Genomic DNA, 20,569 nt, shown 5'->3' with positions numbered 1-20,569 from the left:
CTAATTATCCATATCTTTTATCCAATATTCCGATACTCCTCTGCCATCTTCCCGCTCTTTTGCCGGGTGAGGGCACTGATTACAACAACAATGATTATATTGCAGATCAAGCCCAGGATGCCGGCATGAATATCAAATGGAGTCGTTTCAGCGATAAGCTGATAATAGTAATTGACAAATGTACCGACGATGAGTCCGGTGATGACGGCAGGTCCTGTTATTTTCTTTGAATAAAGGGCTCCGTATACTCCTGGTGCAAATTGGACGATGGAACCGTAAGCTCCAAGCAGCAGGGCGATGAGCCCCTGTCCGCCGAACACGGTGATGACATATGCGAGTCCGCCCACTACGAATACCCCTGCTCTCATCAAAAATAATGTCGTTTTATCCGGTAGATCAGGTTTCATGTTCTTGATGACTCCGTCCGTGAATTCCAGTGATGCGCTGTGAGTAATCGCATCGGCAGTCGACATCGCTGCAGCCAGCGCCCCGGCACCAACCAGACCGTACACCCAGCCCGGCATAGTGAGAACAACAGTGATTAAATATGGGAGAATTTCATCCGGTGCCCCTACATCGGCGGGATTCACAACGTTGACTGCAGAAAAACCGACGAATAACAAAGGTATCAGGAAAAGGGCAAAGATCGGATAGACAAGCACCGTCTTTTTGATTGTACGTGCATTTGACGCATAAGATTTAGAAAAGAGATGCGGCCACATCAGGAATCCGATTAGGGAGACAAGGATTGTTGTTGTATAAGCCGTACCTGACATCGTCGAACCTTCATTGCCGATTTCCAGGAATTGAGGATTATCCCGGACGAGGTTCGAAAACATTTCTCCGATGCTTCCGTGCATCTGATTGACGATGGCTAAACCGACGACCCAGGAAATGATGATCATAAGCATTCCCTGGAAGACATCCGACCAGGCTGCTGCCCGGAGACCTCCTGTGGCGACATACACGACCACGATACCATATGCAAGCAGGGCACCCAGCCAGAGAGGGATCCGTCCCTCCGTCATGATATTGAAAATGTACGCCATTCCCTTCATTTGCGTGGCAAGATATTGGATCGAGGCAAGCAGGGCGATGATCCCGATCAGGATCGGCAGCGTCTTCCCTCCATATCGTTTTTTCATGAAACCTGCCACTGTGTAAATATTGAACTTCCGTCCGATTTTTCCGATCTTCGGACCGATGATATACCACGGAAGAATCGCAAACGCGGTATAAGTCAAAATGTAAAGGGCAGGAGCTCCTTTTGAATAAGCCCAGCCCGGGGCTCCGAGGAATGAAAATGCACTGAAGACGGCCCCGCCCATCAGGAACCACATGACAACCAGCCCGAGTCCTCCGCCGGCAACAGTAAACTCATCCAGAGAGTTCTTGTCATGTCCCCTGCCGGCCATAACTCCCACGATAAGTGCAATCACAAGATAACCGATCATCATGATCATAGCAATCTGCCAATCTTCCATCAGTTCGCCTCCTCTTCATCTTTGTCGGGATCGATCCGATAGAGTATCAGAACGATCAAAAATGTAATGATGATCCACAGGATCACCCAGAACACCGAAAAGGGCATTCCCATTACAATCGGTGTAGCCCTGTTCCCCAGTGAAAAGAACGGGAAGATTAATAGCAAGAACGGAATTCCCAGGGAGATGCAGTATAATGTTGTAAATTTGCTTTTACTCAAATGACACCCTCCTTTTTTGCCGCATATTCGATCTTTCCATCTAAAATTGTGAGCTCTACGTTTAATTCTTGCAGCCTCTGATGATCGCAGGTCAGAATTGAATCATTCAATACGACAAGGTCGGCAAGTTTTCCAGGCTCTATGCTGCCTTTCAGTTCTTCTTCGAAACTCGCATATGCACCGTTCAATGTGTAGGCCTTTATTGCTTCCTGGACGGTGATGCGCTGTCCGATGCCGATTACCTTGCCCGACTTTGACATTCTAGTGACCGCAGAAAATATGCCGTGAAGAGGAGCTGCCGTTGTGATCGGACTGTCGGAACCGATGGCAAAAGGAATTCCGTGTTCTGAAAAACTCAATAAGGGGAACATGTGGTTCACCCGCTCACCGTAATCTGAGACATATCCGTCACCAAACTCATAAATAAATGCAGGATTGGGGATCGGAATAATATTCAGGTCTTTCATTTTCACAAGAAGATCGGGCGGTGTCATCCCGGAATGTTCGATCCGGTGGCGGTGGTCTTGTCTCGGTTCATTCTCAAGCGAAGACCTGACTGCCTCGATCATCATGTGGACGGCTTCGTCCCCGATGGCATGCGCTGTGATTTGCCAGCCTGCCTGATGGGCTTTTCCAAGGGACATATTCAACTCTTCTTGTGACAGGTAAAGTATTCCCGAATCATCGGGATCACTCGTATAAGGATTCCTTGTCTTCGCGGTGGGACCGCTGCTGCTTCCATCAATAAAGACCTTGGCAGGACCGATTTTCATCCACTCGTCCCCGAGGCCTGTCCCTATTCCGCTCATGAGACCATTCTCAACCATTCCAGTGGAGTCATGCAGGGAGCCGTACAGGGCGTAAACTCTTTGTCTGATTCTTTTTGAAGAGACGGCTTTCAAAAGGGAACGGATGTGGGCGGGCCCGTAGCCGCCGGCATCATGAACACTGGTGATGCCTTTCTCTAAAAAATCTTTTGAAGCGAGTTCCAGGCCATGCATGACTTCTTCCTCGGAATAATTTGCAGACAGGAACATATTCATGTGAGCAGATTCCAAAAGCAGTCCCGTCAATTCCCCGGCCTTCCGCTCGTATTTTCCGCCCGGAGGATTTTCCGTCTGCGAATGTATACCGGCCAATTCGAGTGCTTTACTGTTGACACAGGAAATATGCCCGCACGTCCGGACAACGATGATCGGATGCTCTGTGGACACCTGATCGAGATCCCAGCGAGTAGGATGCCGTCCTTCCGCATAATGATTCTGATTATACCCCCACCCACGGATCCATTCTCCTTCTGGGGTGGTTTTCGCTTTCTCCTTCAGTCTCTCAATTAGTCCGGTAATACTGTCTGCTTCCTTCCCGTTCACTCCCAGCCTGTTTGTCCCATAAAGTTCGAGGTGGGCATGGGCATCTATGAATCCCGGGAGAATACTTCTGCCGGCCAGGTCTATGATGTCAGTTTCTTCACCCTTAAGCGCCAGGATTTCTTCATTCGTTCCCACCGCGATAATCTTGTTATCCTTTAAGGCCACAGCTTCCATTACAGAAAACTCCGAATCAACCGTAACCACTTCCCCATTAATAAAGAGCATCGTCGCGCTCACATCAACACCTCCTGTAATATTTAATCCGGGTCATGGGGACAGGAACCGTGGCTCTTTTCTAAAAGCTTCTCTCCCTTCAAAATCCAGCGGTCTGTCCATGATTCCTTTGACTGGTACCTGTCCCCCGGCTCACGTTTGAGCGATTCGCAGTGCGGTTTTATATAGCAGCTGAACTCCTTTTTCAATGTCCTCCATTTCTGCGTATTCCAGCGGATTATGGCTGATCCCTTTTTCGCAGCGGACGAAGATCATCCCGTAGTCACTGATATAGGACATAATCAGTGCATCATGGAAAGGGCCGCTCATCAATGTCGGTGAATCCAGTCCGAGCTTTTTGTCTTCTTCTTTCATGATGTCTTTGATCCAATCGGCACAATATCTCGGCTCACTGCGGGTATCTTCTTTAATATCAACTTTCAATTTGTACTCCCCAGCAGATTCTTCAATGATTTTATAAAGTTTTTCTTCCAGCCTTGTACGGGCTTCAAGGTCGATATCCCTTAAGTCGACCGTGAACTCAACCTTTTCTGCAATAATGTTTCTTGAATTCGGGAAAACCTGCATACTGCCCACTGTCCCGACGGTCGTATCCGTTCCTTCTGTTTTAACAAGCCGGTCAAACTTTGTGATGATATCGGATGCTCCGAGAAGCGCATCCTGCCTCATTTTCATCGGCACCGAACCTGCGTGGCCGGCGAACCCTTCGAGGGTGACCGTCAGCCAGATAGGGCCGGAGATCCCGGAAACGATTCCGACAGGTTTGTTTAAATTCTCAAGGACAGGCCCTTGTTCGATATGCAGCTCGAGGAAAGCGGCAATATCCCCTTTTTGGTAGACCGGACTCTTCGTAAGATCCGGCTTAACACCGAACTCCTTCAGAGCTTCCCTTCTTGTCATCCCCTGCTTATCCTTTCGTTCCAATTCCCCTTCTTCAAGCATACCTGCCAATCCCCGGACTCCAAATATCCCCTTGTTAAAACGGCTTCCTTCCTCATCCGAGAAACAGATCACTTCAATTGTACGCGCCGGAGTGATTCCGTTCTCCTTCATGCTATGTACGACTTCAATCGCCCCGAGTGCACCTGCTGTCCCGTCGAATCTTCCACCGTATGGCTGGGAATCTATATGGGAGCCAAGAATGAGAAGGGGCAGATCGGGTTCAGATCCCTCCAGCCGGCCGATCAAGTTTCCAAAACCATCGATTCTAGCTGCCAATCCCGCATCTTCCATCCAGCCCTTCACTACCTCTACAGCCCGGCGGTCTTCTTTTGAATGAGCAAGACGGCAGACACCAGTCTCTCCGATCTTTCCAATTTCAGAAAGTTCCTCCAGGTGCTGATTCAATCTTTCTCCATTGATAGACATAGTGTGAACACCCCTTTGTTTTTGATTTAACACTTTGAAAAGCTTGTTTCTTTCAGAATATGTGTTGCGGCAGTTTAGTAGCCTGGTTTCTGCCGGTTCCTATCCCAACTACTGGTAGGTGGTTACAATCATTGTAGTTTGAAAAATCATATGATTCATTAGACACTCTGTCCACGAAGTTGTGAAATAGACTTACAATACGTTAAATAGATGGAACATTCAGATAATACTAGACAAAACCTGACGTTCTACCCCCCTTCCCTTTCAAAAAGCAAGCCCCTCTGTATCCTTAGTTTCGTGAAGATGCAGAAATAGTCCTGCTGGTTTGTCGAAAATGAACCCTTTTACTTAATACAACTTGTTGAATGGTTATCATGGCGTTTAAGCAAAGATTTCGAATGGTAACCTTGTTCGTCTGACAGAGATTCAAGAAATCATCGTGTAATCAAGCTGGATTATTTGCTTCTCCACTTTTTGCCCCGTAGACTTATGTTAGATACTTAAGCTGAAAGGGTGTAACCATGATGGCACAAACGATTCAAGGGAAAATTGCGTATATAACAGGAGCCGGACGCGGCATCGGGAAAGCGACGGCATTGGAACTTGCAAGAGAGGGAGTTCATGTAGGGTTGATCGCACGAACCGAAAGCGCTTTGAAACAAGTCGCGGAAGAAGCGAGATCATTGGGTGTGAAGGCTAGTGTGGCTGCTGCGGATATTTCCGATATAGATCAGGTGGAAAAGGCAGTTGAGTCGCTCCAAAATGAATTGGGATCGGCAGATATCCTCATTAACAACGCCGGTATCGGTACGTACGGGAATTTTTTAGAAATCTCTCCGGAAGATTGGAAAAGGACGTTCGAAGTGAATGTGTTTGGAACTTATTATGTCACGCGCGCCGTCCTCCCTCAACTCATAGATAAAAACCGCGGGGATATCATCAATATATCGTCAAGCAGCGGTTTGAAAGGCACCGCCGGAAGCACCGCCTACAGTGGTTCAAAATTTGCTGTTCAGGGAATGACCGAGGCCCTGATGCAGGAAGTACGCAAGCATAATATTCGTGTGATGACGCTGAACCCGAGTCTTGTCGCCACAGACCTTACGTTCGGGGATGAACTGGATGAAGCGGATACGGAAAAGTATATGCAGCCGGAAGATCTGGCCGAACATATGGTGGCGCAGCTGAAACTGCATCCGCGTATTTTTATCAAACAATCACTGCAATGGGCGACGAATCCATTTTAATGATCTTTATGTAAAACAGCACCGCGGATCATTGTATGGGATTCTGTTTTGAACTACAGAACATTGCTTTTCGTAACGTAATTCGCACCAAAATTAAGAAGCAATTTGGCAAAAAAATCAGTTTAGAAAAATGCTTGGAGACAGAATCTCCAAGCATTTTTTAGTAGTTAGGGATTCCGAGTATACATAATTCACTCAATAAGGGGAGAAATTTCTCTTATTGAGGAATAAGCACGAAATAAAGAGTAAATAGAGGTGAAAATTCCCGCTATTGACTCCAAATGCATGAAAATGAACCATCATACCTTGCCTTAACGGAAAAAACTTCCCTTATATCCCCCGAACTTAGCCCTATCTGCAGGATAACGGAAAAAACTCCCCTTATTAAAATCATCAGAGTATGCTCGCATTGAAGGATGAATAAATGTCTGCTTCTTTTTTATCTTCAAACATCAACACCCTCCCCCCGCTAGTTAAAAACATTTACAGCACACCAATTGGTAAATCGATTAGTACACGTATTTTCAAACTGACAAAAAACTAATGACCTTATGTTAAAAAGGAGGCGAAATTCAGGGCGGATTTAGCGTTTATTTTATTAACCCCTTTAAATATCAACAAAAAGAAGCAGTCTCATTCAGTTAGGAATTGGACTGCTACTTGGTGTGTTAATTTAGTTTTTGTATTTGAAATGCGAACTCATTATGTTCATTGCCAGTGCGTTTATTTTAGGAGGATACTGTTTAGGCTTTCGTCCATGCTATGATTGTTGCTGAGGCGTATCGTGTCCATAAATAAATCTCGTAATCTTTCAGCTGCTTTCTGTACTTGCTCCACTGTTATCAGCTCGGGGAATGTTCTCAAATATTCACTTATAAATTCCGGACGGAGTGTTTCATACGCTTTAAACTGATGCAGCTTCTTGCCCTCCATCAAAGATTGAAGCTGAACGGTATGTGCCCTCATTGTTTCGAGCATTTTTAAGGCATAAATCATATTGTTGCGCTTAAGTTCTGTCTGGAATTTCCTCATACTGTACATGAAATCAAAAGCGATGTCATCACTGAACGCATAGTTAGCCTGTTCGAATTGTTTCTGGGCATCTTTCATTTTTGCAGATATATTCCCTGTTTTATCTACTACTACCTTCCATAGGGGAGATTTGACACTCAATAATTCCCTTGGAAGGACGGAGACATTAAATTCCAGTCCATTTTTCAGAAAAGCGATGATCAAAAAAACATCTTTTCTTAACTGTAATTGTTTTATGTAAACAGCATCGATAGTTCGGAAATAACCGTGCAAAAAAGACTTTGCTTCCCCCAGATCTGCAGCTGACGGAGCTGACGCCATCAAATCTATATCCGACAGTTGATCCTTATACCCTGCCACCCCTGATCCAAGCTGAACGACTCCTTCGATATTTTCAGAGAGTTCCAGGTTGTAGATGGCCCTTGTAAAATACTGTTCTCTTTCTTTTGGCGTATACATCATTCTTCCCTGCCTTCTTTTTCATTTGAACGTAAAATAGTTTAGAAAATATTATACCAAATATTTCTATATTCGTGACCCTTTTTTTTGCTCGGCTGAAGAAATCAGCATGTATGAAGACAGGCAGGAATATTTATTGACTATAACGTTTATGAAAGGGGATAAGAATGAGAAAGCTGGCATTATGTATACTTACTATGTTGATAATGAGTGCCTGCAGTATCGGTAAAGAGAAAGAATATGAGTTATGCGGGTATGGACCGATGATGGTGGCTGACGGAAAGGAATACTTAAGAATTGATTCGAAAAAAAGGGTTATCCTTGGGGATGAACTTGGTAAGATCAAGAATCAGATAAATGAGGAATATCATCCGGTAGACAACTTCACTTCAAACACACTAGCAAAAGGATCCATTATTTTCAGAGTGAAGGGTCAGGATCAATACCTCGTTGCTAAAACAAAGGATGAGAAGTATGTATTATTTGAATTGCTGAATAAGGAATAAGATGTGCCGGGACAGGGATTCATCCCTGCCCGGCATATCTTATCAGCCCTCTATTCCCTTTCAATCGTCAGTCCTTCCACAAACTTCTTTCCCATGAGCTTATCTTTCTTACGATTTTCTTTACTTTCGAAGATGATGTCAAAATCATAGCCTTCCGGGTACAGTTCTGCTGCTGAAATGTAAAGGGATAACCGTTTATGCGGAATTTCATGTTTTTCATCCTTGATCTGCACAATGTAGCGTCCCTTGTCATCCGGTCCTTCGTAAATGATGCCGAAATCTCCGCCTGGTGATACTTTTACATTATCGCCTTTTGAAAACTGCTGTACTGACGGCTTGGCTTCTTCCTTTTCCCCGCGTTCTCTTCTTTTATGCTTGTTAACGATGATTTGTTTTTCCATTTCTTTCTTAGCATGAATATCCTGTTCATCAATTCTGTAGACTTTGGTTTCCCGGTAGGTTATATTATGCGCTTTTTCGATGATGGAAGGATGCATCCCGAGCTTCAGGGCAATGGAGAAAGCCTGGCTTTCCCCTCCTTTTCCGACAATGAGCCTGTATGTGGGAAGAAGGGTTTCAATGTTGAATTCCATGCTCCCGTTTATGAATCCCTTATGTTCTTCTGCGAAGTGCTTGATTTCACTGTAGTGAGTAGTCGCGATCAAGGTCGCTCCCTTTTCATATAATTGATCGAGGATGGCAGTCGCAAGCCCCATTCCTTCCAGCGGATCTGTACCGGAACCGAGTTCATCAAGAAGCACAAGGGTACGGTCATTTGTTTCCTTTAATATGTCGATGATGTTTTTAACGTGGGAGCTGAACGTGCTCAGGTTCTGCTCGAGACTTTGCCCGTCACCGATATCAAGTAAAATCTTATCAAAAATGCTGATTTCACTGCCCTTACCGGCAGGAATATGAAGTCCGCATTGAGTCATCAGGGTCAGCAGTCCCACGGTCTTGATGGTGACGGTCTTCCCTCCCGTATTCGGGCCTGTGATCACCAAAGCATGAAACGAGTCCCCCATCTCGATCGTCAAAGGCACCGCATCGCTTCCAAGCAGCGGATGGACAGCATTCTTCAAGCGGATGTAATGATGTTCGTTGACATCCGCACTCACTCCGTCAATTGCGCGGCTGTATTTCGCCTTTGCAAAAAGGACATCATAGTGAACCATCGTTTCGATCGCCAGCTTGAGCTGCGGTTCATATGTCTGAACCAGCCCTGTCAATGCCCAAAGGATGTTCTCGATTTCCTGTTCCTCCTGAAGCTTATACAGCAGGAGCTGATCCTGCTGCACGCTCAATTCCTCCGGTTCGATATAGAGCGTCGAGCCAGATGCAGATGAATCCAGAACCGACCCTTTCACTTTTCCTCTGTATTCCTTCTTTACGGGAAGCACATACCGGCCATTCCGCTGGCTTACGATTGCTTCCTGCAGCAATGATTTATATTTGGCTGACTTTACGATTGATTGGACTTTGTCCTTCAACCTTTCCTCTTGAATGGCGAGCTGTTTCCGTATCCGCAGCAGTTCCCTGCTCGCATAATCATCAACCCTGCCGTTTCGGATGCAGCGATTGATTTCGTCCGCCACTTCCGGTATGTCTTCAATGGAGTAGACATAAGCAGAGACCCTGGGAGCCAGGAATTGCTTGTCGGACATATATTTCTTCAACTTTTTGCATGTATCAAGGAAGAAATACAGTTTAGTTAATCCATCCGGTCTCAGCGGAACACCTTTATTGAAACTTGAAATGATTTTCTCCACCCCATCCATGCCGTGGATCGGAACACTTGCGCTTTTCTCAAGGATCTTCACCGCTTCGGTCACTTCATCAAGGCGCATTTCGATCTGACGTTTATTCACAGAAGGCATCAGGTTCAGCAGTACGGATTTCCCTTCTTCTGTAAGAGCGAAGTCCGCAAGCTCTTGTTTCACTTTTTGAAATTCCAATGTTTGAAATGTTCTTTCGTTCAATGTTTTCTCCTCCAATAAATAAAAATAGACCACAACAGAACAATGTCCATTGTGGTCTTCACTACTTGAATACAAAGGCTTATTTAGGAGTGCACTAAATAAAGCGCCCCACGTACTTCTGCACACAAAAAAAGCTGTGCACAAAAGACACAGCTCTCCTGAAATAAGGGATGTACAGGCTATGACCATTGTTCTTAACTACATTCTGCTGGCACAGTTAAATAAGCGTACATTCCGCCCTTTTTATGAAAGAGCGAAAGCCGGCAAAATGTCCGTATTCATTTCACGGTTAGTTAAGAACGACACCTAACATAGTACATACTCCCTTTGCTATACAAAGATTAATTTTACATCATCATTATATGCTGAAGTCCATTTATTGTCAATAATCGCTCATTCTATCAACACCCAGCTTCATTGGACTCATGCGGCTGCGGATTCTTTGGTCCCGGTTAAAACAGTCCCTTCCCTTTAGCGATATAACCCTTCATGATGGACTGAGGGACCAGATCCCCTCCCGTTGCCCATACAAGATGAGTCCCTTGAGATAACTGTTTTTGTGTAAGTGAGAGCGACTCGAGTTGGGACCTGATTCCTGACTGTACGGGGCCGAGCATGCCTGCGAGAGCGGATGGTTCAAGGGATATGGACTCAGCTTCATATAATAGAGTCAGCATTTTATAAAGGTTCCCGTCGCTGACAGTGTAAACACCATTCAGTATTCTCTCCACCATTCTTCCCGCAAGTGCCGACGGGCGGCCGACAGCAAGGCCATCCGCTTCTGTCACATTGCTGAGACCGATATCCTGCACAGCAATCTCTTCATGCTTACCGGTTGACAGCCCCAAAAGCATGCAGGGTGAATTCACCGGCTCCGCAAAATAGCAGTGAACATCGTCCCCGAATACATGTTTCAACCCATAGGTGACGCCACCCGGTCCCCCGCCGACTCCGCATGGCAGGTAGACAACCAGAGGATGGTCTTTATCTATTTTAATACCCTCTTGTATGAATTGCTTTTGCAGCCTCATTGCTGCCACCGCATATCCCATAAACAAATCCCGGGAATTTTCGTCATCTATAAAATAACAATTCGGATCTATCGAACACTGATTCCTGCCCTGTTCGACAGCATAAGAAAAATCGTTTTCGTGTTCCACGACGTTAACACCTTTTTCTCTCAGAAGGTCTTTTTTCCATTGCTTTGCATCCTGCGACATATGGACGGTAACTTTGAAACCAAGAGCTGCACCCATCATGCCGATACTGAGGGCAAGATTCCCTGTCGAGCCTACTGCTATCGAATATTGAGAGAAAAAGTCTCTGAAAGATTTCCCTGCCATTTTTGAGTAATCTTCCGTTTTTTGAATCAGTCCGTGTTCCAGTGCAAGTGATTCAGCAAGCTTCAATACTTCATAAATGCCGCCTCGTGCTTTAATGGAGCCTGCTATCGGCAGCTGGTTATCGCACTTCATCATCAGTTTGCCGGGTATTTTTGTCTGAAAATGGGCTTGCATCCTCTCCTGCATTTCAGGAAGATATTTAATGGGTGACTCAATGATGCCATCAGTGTTTCTGGTTTCCGGAAATACTTCTTTTAAGTATGGGGCAAATCTTGCAAGCCGCTGTTCTGCCTCTAATATTTCCTCTGCCTCCGATGCCTTGAACGAAGAGAGCTTAGGATTTGGCCAAAATACCTCATTCTGTTCTTGCATGTTTGAAAGCAGCTGCTGATCGATGGTAAATCGGTTGCTCACTGGTGATCTCCCCCTCATTAAATATGACTCATTAAGTATAACGTAACATATTTCATTCTTAACCGCTCAAACGTACGTCAACTATTATGAAACCATTTTCGTTCTATTTTCGTACTGATTACTAAAGAAATCTTTTTCACAGGAGGAATGAACATGGTGGTCCTTATTGGCATTCAATTGTTTGTCATCGCCCTATTTACGTTGCTTGGGTGGGCAATACGTTATAAGAAGGTATATGAACTGATTTCAGGTTATGCCGCCAGGTCCGAAGAAGAAAAAGAGGAGCTGATCAGGAACGGATATCCTCAGAAGAACGGCTCATTATTGCTTTTGACAGCCTTAGGGATGCTCTTGCTCCTTCCGCTGGCTCTCACTCACTTCCGATTCACGATGGAGGTTCAGTTCGGTTTCATGCTGATATTCCTGATGGGCGGGATGATTTATCTGTCCAAATATGAGGTTCCCCGTAAACGCAGGCGGAGCTACTGGATCAGTTCCATCCTTATGGCCGCTGTGTTTGCGTTAATCGGCGGTATCACTTTCATCGGTTACCAAAAAAATGAATTGATAGTATCCAAGGATTCATTCCAGATTACGGGCATGTATGGAGATAAGTGGGATAAGGGCAAAATCGAAACGGTCGAACTGCTCGATGAGATGCCGGAAGTCACATGGAAAATCAATGGGTTTGGGCTTTCAAAGAAGGCTAAGGGTGTATTCAAGGTGAAGGATTACGGAAGAAGCCTGTTATTCATCAAAAAAGAATCTTCTTATATTTACGTGAAAGTGAAAAATCAACATCTATTCATTAACGGCGGGTCACCTGAAGAAACACGGTTATGGTATGAGGAACTGGCGGATTAATCACTATTAATTCATTTTTAAACATTCCCATTTTGGACACAGTAATGATAATTTGAGATAGTTAAGTTACTAATTCAAAAGGGGATCCCCGGATGATCACTCTTTTTTTCATATGCGTGTTGGTACTGTTCACTTATTTACTATTCAAATTGCACCCCGCTTTCGGCCGGAAACCCGAAAACAGCAGGGTGGAATCTTCACCGCAATATTCCAATGGTTCATTTAAGAACGCCCTCCCTACTTCAATGAATACAGACTTGAAATCTTCATTGACCATGATCCGTGATATGGTGAAGAAAAATGGAAACTTGAAGCCCAGGGGCGGCCTTCCGAACATAGAATTCCCAATGTTGAACCATCCCTCCCACAAAACGAATGTGACATGGTTCGGACATTCTGCATGTTTGATCGATATTGAAGGAAAGCTCATCCTCCTTGATCCGATGTTCGGTGACAGCCCTTCCCCATTTCTGGGGTTGGGAGGTAAAAGATTCAGCCGGGAATTACCTTTCTCAATAGAAAATCTTCCGGTAATCGACGCTATCCTATTCTCGCACGATCATTATGATCATCTAGATTACAGAACCATTCGAAAGCTTCGGGCAAAAGTCCGGCATTATTTCGTGCCGATCGGGGTGGGAAGTCATCTGGAACGGTGGGGCATCAATCCGGACAGCATCACCGAACTTGACTGGTGGAGTGAAGTCGACTTTCAGGGGCTCACATTGGCCGCAGCACCCGCAAGGCATTTTTCCGGAAGGAGTCTGCATGACAGGAACAGCACATTATGGAGTTCCTGGATCATTAAAGGAAGTGAAACAACCATCTTTTTCAGCGGAGACAGCGGCTACGGTCCCCATTTCAAGGAAATAGGCGAGCGGTTCGGTCCATTTGATCTGACCTTGATGGAATGCGGACAATACGATCACAGATGGGCAGCCATCCACATGATTCCTGAAGAAACCGTCCAGGCCCATAAAGATGTGAAAGGCAAACTGCTTCTCCCGATCCATTGGGGCGCCTTCACTTTGTCTTTCCATGACTGGACAGACCCGATTAAGCGTGTGACAAAAGCCGGTCAGAAAGAAGGAGTGCAGATTCTAACACCGATGATCGGTGAAACGGTCATTTTGAATGGAGGGCCTTACCCGGAAGAGAAATGGTGGGAGGAATAGGCGTCAGATTTAAAGTAAAAAACCCCAGATCCGTTTGGTTCTGGGGTTTTTTACTGTTTACGCTGTTTATCACTTCTGTGCTGATCGGCGAGCGGATCTGAGCATCTGCCCTACATTAGAATCATTATTAACGGATCATAAAATTGAAAAACGGATCGTATTTTTGGAAAATGGATCATAAATCCTGAAAATGGAACGTATTTTCGTAAAATGGATCATAAATCTGGAAAATGGAACGTAACTGTCGCAAACTTCATAAAAATACGTTTCAATGACCCTTTTAAACCCAGACTTTTATCCTAAATAATCTTAAAAAATTCACATTTGATCTTTTTTTTCACAAATCATTTAATATTCCACCGACAAACACACCCAATCGGCAGCTTCAGACCAAAAGTTACTGGGACGCGGTACCTGTCCCCCCGTCCCGCTTCCATTCACGTTTCCCGGTGAGTGTAAAGAACGCGATTGAACCAAGGAGCGATGTCGAGAACAGCACTGCCCCCATCGGTACGGCGGTTGTTTCATCAATGCCGACCAGCGGTGCGACGAGAGAACCGACGACAAGCGGGAGCATGCCAAGCATGGCGCTTGCACTTCCGGCACGATGTCCCTGTTTTTCCATGGCGAGGGTGAACGTGCTTGTCAAAATCATTCCCATCGAAGTCATATAAATAAAGATCGGAATGGCGAGTGTCGCCAGCGGCCCTTGGATGATGGTGGCGATCAGAAGGATGGTTGTCGCGCTTACTGCTGTAATCACGGCGATCCGGAGCAGACTTCTCTCGGGTACGAAATCGCTGAATTTACCGATCATGAAACTGCCCGAAATGATGGCAAGACCATTGATGCCGAAAAGAATGCTGAAGGCCTGAGGAGATACTTCATAAATCCCCTGATACACAAACGGCGTGCCGGCAACATAGGCAAAGCTTCCGCCGTGAATAAGTCCGATCGTGAGCACGTAACCGACAAAGGATTTATCCGTCATCAAGCTCCCCATCGTTTTGAGCGAAGCTCCGATCGAGCTCGGAATTCTTTTTTCTGGAGGAAGGGTTTTTTTCAATCTCACAGCAATTGTTGCGACGATCACAAATCCTACTAATCCAAGAAAATAGAAGATCGTATGCCACGAAGCAAACGGCAGCAACAGGATGGCTCCTCCTGTAATCGGAGCGATCATTGGTGCTGTTGCATTGATCACCATTAACAACGCAAAGAATTTAGTCAATTCCCTCCCGCTGAAAACATCCCGTACCACCGCACGCGAAAGCACAATCCCCGCTGAAGCAGTGAAACCCTGAATAAAACGAGCGGCAATTAGAACCAAGATATTTGGTGAAAGTGCACATAGAATGGATGATAGCGCGAATAGAAATATAGAGATTAATAGGGGTTTCCTTCTTCCCTGGGCATCACTGACAGGCCCGATGACAATCTGCCCTGCAGCCAGCCCGATCAGGCATGCAGTCAGGCTGAGCTGCACCATGGATGCACTGGCATGCAAGTCAGCCGCTATTCCCGGAAAGCTCGGCAGATACATATCAATATTCAACGGACCAAGGATGCCGAGCATACCCAGAAGGAATGCGAGTCCAATCCGTTCTTTTCCTGTTGGTTGTGGATTCATGATTAAACACCTTTCCGTCTGCTTGTACTAAATCTTTGTTGATTCTAGCAGAGGTATAATAGCTTTACAATGAATTTGGCTCATAAAAAAAGAGAAGGGCCGCCCCGGATGTTGAGTATCCCGGGGCAGACCTTCATTCAAGTAGGAGAACTCTATTCGATAAGCTTGTAATCGGCATTGTTTTCAATAAAAGGTGTCGGTTCCCCAACACTATACAAATGAAGTTCGTGCATCGCCCTAGTACAAGCGGTATAAAATAACCGTCGCAAGCTCTCATCACCGTACTGGCGTGAGGAAGCATCATAAATGATAACGGCATCGAATTCGATCCCTTTGGCTAAGTAGGTCGGGATCACAACCAAACCCTGTTCGTATTGAAGTGCACCGGCTTTCACGATTTTCAAATCTTTTACACCAGTAAGTCCGGAATACGCCGCTTCGCTTTCAGCAGCTGATTTACATATAATCGCGATAGAATGGAACCCCTTCTTTTTAAGTTCTTCGACCCTCCATTCAATATGCTGATGAAGTTCTTTTCGATCTTCCACTATGGTCAAAGCAGGAATTTCACCCTCCCGGTCAAAAGCCTCGATTTCGCGATCAGGTGGTACCAAGCCGCGCGTAAATTCAATGATAGGTTTGGTCGATCTATAGCTTTGTGTCAATAATATCGTGTCGGATTCATTTTCCCCGTAAAGGCTCGTTAAAAGATGAAAATTCACGTGCTCCCTTGCGTGGGCAAAGATCGCCTGGTTAAAATCCCCGAGCACCGTCATTTTCGCCGCAGGAAAAAGCCTTTTAAGGAACTCGAATTGGAAGGGAGAGTAGTCCTGAGCTTCGTCGATAATCACATGCTTGATCGAAGTATTCATCTGAAAGCCAAGGATCAATTCCTTCAACAGGAGATAGGGGGTTGCATCTTCATAATTCAACTTTCCTTCTGAAAGCATCTCCTCAGTCGACCGGCTCATTTCATCCCAATCCTCAGGAAGCGCCCCCTTCGTCAAGGATTCAATTACTGAGGGATTTGTGAATAGCTGTTTGTATATTGCTTTTATATCAATAAACTGGAGATTTTCTATCTTTCTTCGCAGACCCCTGAATCTCTTTCTGACAATCATTCGAGTCAGCGCTTCTTTCTCCTCATCATAGTTTCTGAATGACTCTTCTTTCGTATCGTTTTTCCGATTTAAATACTTGAATGCCTTTTGATACTCCTCTTTACTCAGCAGTTCGATCTTTTCTTCGACCCACGGCTTCGTCCGTTCCCGCTTCTCTGCTTTTTTCAGCTGATCTTTCAGCCAATCGGTCAGCATCTCGATCCGGTTATGAAATTTAATGGATGGTTCATACGAATAAAAGCGTTCCGTAATCTGTTCGCTAGTGACGATTGATTCCCCTCTGAACCTGATCCCCTTAAATATCATGCCGCTCGTTTCAAGGGAGCTCCTGTAGGATTTTATCAATTCGAAGAAATGGTTCGATGCTTTAAAAATAATGGCATTTGTACGCGCATTGTAGTTGTCGTCTTCTTTATGAAGCAGTACATATTCAAGCTGCTGATATGGATCTTCCACCTCAAATTCATCACTGAGACGGTGGTTCAGATAATCTTGGAACGTCACCTGTTCCATATTTTCCTCACCGAGTTCCGGCAGAACATTGGACACATAGCTGCTGAACATGGTATTAGGGGAAAATAGGATAATTTGATCTGCATTAAGATTCTCCCGATACTTATAGAGCAAATACGCAATTCGTTGAAGGGCTGCAGAGGTCTTGCCGCTGCCTGCTGCACCGTGGACGATGAGCAGCTTCCCGCTGTCATGCCTGATGATCTGGTTTTGCTTCTGCTGGATAGTGGCGACGATATTGTGCATAAAGTTGTCGGTCCTCTTTCCGAGCACCTGCTGGAGGACTTCATCCCCGATCGTGAGGCTCGTATCGAACATGGATTCCAATGTCCCGTCCTTGATGATGTATTGCCACTTTTTCATCAATTCCCCTTTTATCGTGCCGCCGGGTGTTTCAAATTCCGCAGGACCGGGCGGATAATCATAATAAACGCTGGAGATCGGTGCACGCCAATCATAAACAAGAAAATCCTCTCCTGTTTTGTCAGTCAGCGACCCTATTCCAATATATATATCCTCTGCGGACGTATCCCCTTCTTCAAGAAAGTCAATGCGCCCGAAATACGGTTTTGCTTTCATTCGGCGAAGCGAAGACAGCTTCTTGACTGCCTGCCGGTGCGTACTTTGACTTACAGTCAGGACCTGTGCCTGCTGCCTCAAACTTAAGACTGTTTCGAGGAAATCATCGAACGTATCAGTATTGACCTTGACCTCATCCCAGAAGTTCCTGCGGATATCAACGACTTCATCTTTCCTCCGGCCGGTTTCATTTTCAAGGATTTCTATCTGTTCATCAATGATTTCAATAACACGTTTGACGCGGTCTTGTTCCTGGCGCATTTGATGATTCATTTAAGCACTCCTTTTTTTAAAACTATAAGGTTGACACAACAAGATTGTATGTTATATAATTATTATTGAGGAAGTGCGTAAATCACTCCTTTAATAAAAGCGTTTCTGTTTTATTCTATTACATTTACAATGGATTATCAATAGTTAATTTTCTACTGCCTGCCGTGTGGGTTATTCCATCTTCGGGCAGTTTTTTATTGTAAAAAAAACAGGCAAACCAGAGTTTGCCTGTTTTCACGTCCATTCACCTATCTAAACCTTTAAATCACGCTTCCTATAGAACCAGAATGTCGCAGTGCCGAATAGTGCGGTCAACAGGGCAGACAAAATGACATAAACGGGTTCCAGGCCGCCGTCTAACATGTTTCTGGCTTCAAAATATTTAAACGGAGTTAGGAATTTCAACGCCTCCAGCTTTTCACTTAAATCAATCGCAAATGACAAGAAAAAAGCGGCAAGCAGAATACTGGTTGCAATGACTGAAGCTTTACCGGGTCGTTTATTCACGGCAGCTACAACAGTTCCTGTAACTATGAACAGCAGCTGCAGAATCAACATCCCCAGCATCAGCTTTCCGATGCTGCCTGTTACGCTTTCTCCTTCGCTGTAATGTCCTGTGATCAAGATGGAAACTCCCCATGTTACAAGTGTCAGGATCAGCACATTTGTCGCTGCCGCAAGCATCTTCACTGCCACTACCTTCCTCCGCGTCACCGGCTTCACAAATAAAAATTCCACCGTCTTATCCCTTTCTTCTTTAGAAAGGATCGTGGCACCGAGCATGACTGCATGAATCGTCGCCATGAGGATGATGTAAAGGAACAGCAAACCATAGTATCCGATTGCCGTTGATAAATCCAAACCGCCTCCGCCCATAAAGGATTGCATCGCTTTTGGCATGCTTTCCATCAAGTCATTCATCGACTGTCCAGAAGAAGTGAAGGCACCAAATTCACTCATCCCTGCGGCAATAAGCGCCCACATACCGATGCACCAGATGATTAATGATTTACCGTGCGCTTTCATTTCTCTCCAATACATATTCACGAACAATACCTCCTTTTATACCGTATGAATATCCTTTTTCTTATACACGATGAAGCTGATAATAAAACAAAGGAGGATGATAGCCCCGCCCACGATCATGAACTCCCACTCATAGGTCCCTTCTCTCATCACATGCGCATAATCAATATACTTGAATGGAGATAAATAACGGCCTGTTTCCTCCAAGCCGGCAACCATGCCCAGCACGAAGAACCCAAACACTACTCCAAGTGAAACGCTGACAACGGATTTTATTTTTGGAAAAAGAACTGCCAGCACTGTACCTAATGCAAACATGATCATACTGATGACGAAGAGGCTCAGAGAGATTAATAGAAAAACAGTCAAACTAAACTCTTCATTCGCCACCAGATTGGCAATCGCCACTGCTGCTGCAACATACACAATGTTCGTAATTGCAAGGCTGGTTAACGCCGCAAGCAATTTCGAAACCAGCACCTTTGAACGTGTCACTGGCTTAGTTAATAGAAAATCTGCAGTTTTTTCTCGTATTTCTTTAGAAGAAATAGATATTCCAAGGGTCATTGCCTGAATAGCCCCGCAAAGCGCTATATACAGGAATGTATATGAATAGTACCCATTGACAGACCCGATGGTCTCGACCTGGAGCCCCAAAGCTTTCCGTACGCCTTCAGGAAAGCCTTTTAATGCTTTCTTGAAGGCGTCGATTTCCTTAGCAATGGGCGGAAACATCGACATGAACAAAAGAGCGAGTCCCACAAGCGCAAGTGTCCACATAATCGTATTCTTACGGTACGCCTTCAGTTCATAAAGATATATATTCATGGAGGATCACGCCTCCTTCTCATAATAATGCATGAAGATTTCTTCCAGATCGGGCTCTTCTATCCACAGATTGTCAATGTCGATTTCAGCGATTTTCTTCATCACTTCATTAATGTCGCCCCTGAACAAGAAGCTGATATGGCGACCGTTTGTCTCAAGTTTATTCACACCCGGCATGTCAAAATAGGATGCCGCTAATTCGTTTTTCACTTCGATTTTAAACTTCTTATGGTTATTTTCCTTGAGGGTGCTGATTTTCTCAACCTGGACGATTTCACCTTCTTTAATAATTGCCACCCTGTCACACATACGCTGCACTTCACTGAGGATGTGTGAAGAAAAAAGAATAGTCGCTCCTTTTCGGTTTTCTTCTTTCAAGAGATCAAAGAAAGTCTGCTGCATGAGCGGGTCGAGTCCTGAAGTCGGCTCGTCAAGGATGATCAGCTTCGGTTCATGAAGCAGTCCCTGGATGATGCCGACCTTCTTTTTATTACCCAGTGAAAGGTCATCGATTTTTTTCGTGAGATCAAGATCGAGTTTGGTTGCCAGCTCCGTGATCCGGGCGCTGCAATCTTTCTTATAAAAACTCGCGGAATATTTCAGCAGGTCCATCACCTTCATATTGTCATAGTAGAAGACTTCTGAAGGCAGATAACCAACATCTTTTGCAATTTCCGGGGCATGCTCGATACAGTCCTTCCCGAATATGGCTGCACTCCCGCCTGTCGGCTTGATCAAGGATAGAAGGGTTCTGATCGTCGTGGACTTGCCCGCCCCATTCGGACCGATGAATCCGAAGATTTCACCTTCCTCCACATTGAAGCTGATATTGTTTATCCCCCTCGATGAGCCATATGTTTTTGTCAGCCCATTGATTTCAATTACATTCATACCTGCCGCCTC

At 45.1% G+C, this 20,569-nt stretch carries 17 protein-coding genes; 5 read left to right on the top strand and 12 right to left on the bottom strand.

The features are described from left to right. Positions 1 to 17 precede the first annotated feature (17 nt). The 4 genes from BHE18_RS04840 to BHE18_RS04825 form a co-directional block, all read right to left on the bottom strand. Positions 18 to 1,484, bottom strand: coding sequence for a sodium:solute symporter family protein (locus BHE18_RS04840; RefSeq protein WP_071617494.1), 1,467 nt, complete (start codon positions 1,482 to 1,484; stop codon positions 18 to 20). Next, positions 1,484 to 1,705: a DUF3311 domain-containing protein gene (locus BHE18_RS04835; RefSeq protein WP_083573619.1), complete on the bottom strand. Its 222-nt coding sequence runs from the start codon at positions 1,703 to 1,705 to the stop codon at positions 1,484 to 1,486. Before BHE18_RS04835 ends, BHE18_RS04840 begins: the two co-directional genes overlap by 1 nt. Further along, entirely contained in the window at positions 1,702 to 3,312 is a 1,611-nt protein-coding gene (locus BHE18_RS04830; protein ID WP_171910653.1) for an amidohydrolase, read from the bottom strand. The genes BHE18_RS04835 and BHE18_RS04830 overlap by 4 nt, the downstream gene beginning before the upstream one ends. A 129-nt stretch (positions 3,313 to 3,441) precedes the next feature. Continuing rightward, complete coding sequence (locus BHE18_RS04825; RefSeq protein WP_071617493.1) at positions 3,442 to 4,677, bottom strand: Zn-dependent hydrolase; 1,236 nt, start codon at positions 4,675 to 4,677, stop codon at positions 3,442 to 3,444. A gap of 524 nt (positions 4,678 to 5,201) precedes the next feature. Here BHE18_RS04825 and BHE18_RS04820 point away from each other — a divergent pair. Further along, entirely contained in the window at positions 5,202 to 5,924 is a 723-nt protein-coding gene (locus BHE18_RS04820; protein WP_071617492.1) for a 3-ketoacyl-ACP reductase, read from the top strand. A 723-nt stretch (positions 5,925 to 6,647) separates the two neighbouring features. On the opposite strand, the gene BHE18_RS04815 is transcribed toward BHE18_RS04820, so the two are convergent. Continuing rightward, positions 6,648 to 7,418: an aminoglycoside 6-adenylyltransferase gene (locus tag BHE18_RS04815; RefSeq protein WP_071617491.1), complete on the bottom strand. Its 771-nt coding sequence runs from the start codon at positions 7,416 to 7,418 to the stop codon at positions 6,648 to 6,650. 164 nt (positions 7,419 to 7,582) lie between these two features. Here BHE18_RS04815 and BHE18_RS04810 point away from each other — a divergent pair, with 164 nt between their 5' ends. Beyond that, a complete protein-coding gene (locus BHE18_RS04810) occupies positions 7,583 to 7,921 on the top strand; it encodes a hypothetical protein (protein ID WP_071617490.1) in 339 nt (112 codons plus the stop codon). Between the two features lie 50 nt (positions 7,922 to 7,971). Here BHE18_RS04810 and BHE18_RS04805 read toward each other — a convergent pair whose 3' ends face one another. Next, complete coding sequence (locus tag BHE18_RS04805; RefSeq protein WP_071617489.1) at positions 7,972 to 9,900, bottom strand: endonuclease MutS2; 1,929 nt, start codon at positions 9,898 to 9,900, stop codon at positions 7,972 to 7,974. A 181-nt stretch (positions 9,901 to 10,081) separates the two neighbouring features. On the opposite strand from BHE18_RS04805, the gene BHE18_RS23745 reads away from it, so the two are divergent. After that, positions 10,082 to 10,210 (top strand): hypothetical protein, encoded by a 129-nt coding sequence (locus BHE18_RS23745; protein ID WP_268876295.1) that lies wholly within the window; start codon positions 10,082 to 10,084, stop codon positions 10,208 to 10,210. Positions 10,211 to 10,352: 142 nt separating this feature from the next. Here BHE18_RS23745 and BHE18_RS04800 read toward each other — a convergent pair whose 3' ends face one another. Next, complete coding sequence (locus tag BHE18_RS04800; RefSeq protein ID WP_071617488.1) at positions 10,353 to 11,675, bottom strand: D-serine ammonia-lyase; 1,323 nt, start codon at positions 11,673 to 11,675, stop codon at positions 10,353 to 10,355. Positions 11,676 to 11,810: 135 nt separating this feature from the next. Here BHE18_RS04800 and BHE18_RS04795 point away from each other — a divergent pair, with 135 nt between their 5' ends. Both BHE18_RS04795 and BHE18_RS04790 read left to right on the top strand, forming a co-directional pair. After that, positions 11,811 to 12,521 (top strand): DUF3784 domain-containing protein, encoded by a 711-nt coding sequence (locus tag BHE18_RS04795; RefSeq protein WP_071617487.1) that lies wholly within the window; start codon positions 11,811 to 11,813, stop codon positions 12,519 to 12,521. Between the two features lie 92 nt (positions 12,522 to 12,613). Next, entirely contained in the window at positions 12,614 to 13,696 is a 1,083-nt protein-coding gene (locus BHE18_RS04790) for an MBL fold metallo-hydrolase (protein ID WP_071617486.1), read from the top strand. A 397-nt stretch (positions 13,697 to 14,093) separates the two neighbouring features. Here BHE18_RS04790 and BHE18_RS04785 read toward each other — a convergent pair whose 3' ends face one another. The 5 genes from BHE18_RS04785 to BHE18_RS04765 all read right to left on the bottom strand — a co-directional run bounded on the left by BHE18_RS04785 (position 14,094) and on the right by BHE18_RS04765 (position 20,557). Further along, on the bottom strand, positions 14,094 to 15,326 hold the full coding sequence (locus BHE18_RS04785) for a Bcr/CflA family efflux MFS transporter (protein WP_071617485.1): 1,233 nt from the start codon (positions 15,324 to 15,326) through the stop codon (positions 14,094 to 14,096). Positions 15,327 to 15,478: 152 nt separating this feature from the next. Further along, entirely contained in the window at positions 15,479 to 17,812 is a 2,334-nt protein-coding gene (helD, locus tag BHE18_RS04780) for an RNA polymerase recycling motor HelD (protein WP_071617484.1), read from the bottom strand. 252 nt (positions 17,813 to 18,064) lie between these two features. Beyond that, positions 18,065 to 18,853 carry an ABC transporter permease subunit gene (locus BHE18_RS04775; RefSeq protein ID WP_235860268.1) on the bottom strand — a complete coding sequence of 263 codons (789 nt, stop codon included), beginning with the start codon at positions 18,851 to 18,853 and terminating at the stop codon, positions 18,065 to 18,067. A 21-nt stretch (positions 18,854 to 18,874) separates the two neighbouring features. Further along, positions 18,875 to 19,666, bottom strand: a complete 792-nt coding sequence (locus BHE18_RS04770) for an ABC transporter permease subunit (protein ID WP_071617482.1) — start codon at positions 19,664 to 19,666, stop codon at positions 18,875 to 18,877. Positions 19,667 to 19,672: 6 nt separating this feature from the next. Then, positions 19,673 to 20,557 (bottom strand): ABC transporter ATP-binding protein, encoded by an 885-nt coding sequence (locus tag BHE18_RS04765; RefSeq protein ID WP_071617481.1) that lies wholly within the window; start codon positions 20,555 to 20,557, stop codon positions 19,673 to 19,675. Positions 20,558 to 20,569: the final 12 nt, after the last annotated feature.

Source organism: Rossellomorea aquimaris (assembly GCF_001877785.1).
Lineage (GTDB): Bacteria > Bacillota > Bacilli > Bacillales > Bacillaceae_B > Rossellomorea > Rossellomorea aquimaris_A.
This window is presented reverse-complemented; position numbering and strand designations above follow the sequence as displayed.

Coding starts and splice junctions, on each gene's coding strand:
- BHE18_RS04840 (WP_071617494.1), bottom strand. CDS start 1,484: ATGGAAGATTGGCAGATTGCTATGATCATGATGATCGGTTATCTTGTG.
- BHE18_RS04825 (WP_071617493.1), bottom strand. CDS start 4,677: ATGTCTATCAATGGAGAAAGATTGAATCAGCACCTGGAGGAACTTTCT.
- BHE18_RS04820 (WP_071617492.1), top strand. CDS start 5,202: ATGGCACAAACGATTCAAGGGAAAATTGCGTATATAACAGGAGCCGGA.
- BHE18_RS04815 (WP_071617491.1), bottom strand. CDS start 7,418: ATGATGTATACGCCAAAAGAAAGAGAACAGTATTTTACAAGGGCCATC.
- BHE18_RS04810 (WP_071617490.1), top strand. CDS start 7,583: ATGAGAAAGCTGGCATTATGTATACTTACTATGTTGATAATGAGTGCC.
- BHE18_RS23745 (WP_268876295.1), top strand. CDS start 10,082: ATGACCATTGTTCTTAACTACATTCTGCTGGCACAGTTAAATAAGCGT.
- BHE18_RS04800 (WP_071617488.1), bottom strand. CDS start 11,675: ATGAGGGGGAGATCACCAGTGAGCAACCGATTTACCATCGATCAGCAG.
- BHE18_RS04795 (WP_071617487.1), top strand. CDS start 11,811: ATGGTGGTCCTTATTGGCATTCAATTGTTTGTCATCGCCCTATTTACG.
- BHE18_RS04790 (WP_071617486.1), top strand. CDS start 12,614: ATGATCACTCTTTTTTTCATATGCGTGTTGGTACTGTTCACTTATTTA.
- BHE18_RS04785 (WP_071617485.1), bottom strand. CDS start 15,326: ATGAATCCACAACCAACAGGAAAAGAACGGATTGGACTCGCATTCCTT.
- helD (WP_071617484.1), bottom strand. CDS start 17,812: ATGAATCATCAAATGCGCCAGGAACAAGACCGCGTCAAACGTGTTATT.
- BHE18_RS04775 (WP_235860268.1), bottom strand. CDS start 18,853: ATGTATTGGAGAGAAATGAAAGCGCACGGTAAATCATTAATCATCTGG.
- BHE18_RS04770 (WP_071617482.1), bottom strand. CDS start 19,666: ATGAATATATATCTTTATGAACTGAAGGCGTACCGTAAGAATACGATT.
- BHE18_RS04765 (WP_071617481.1), bottom strand. CDS start 20,557: ATGAATGTAATTGAAATCAATGGGCTGACAAAAACATATGGCTCATCG.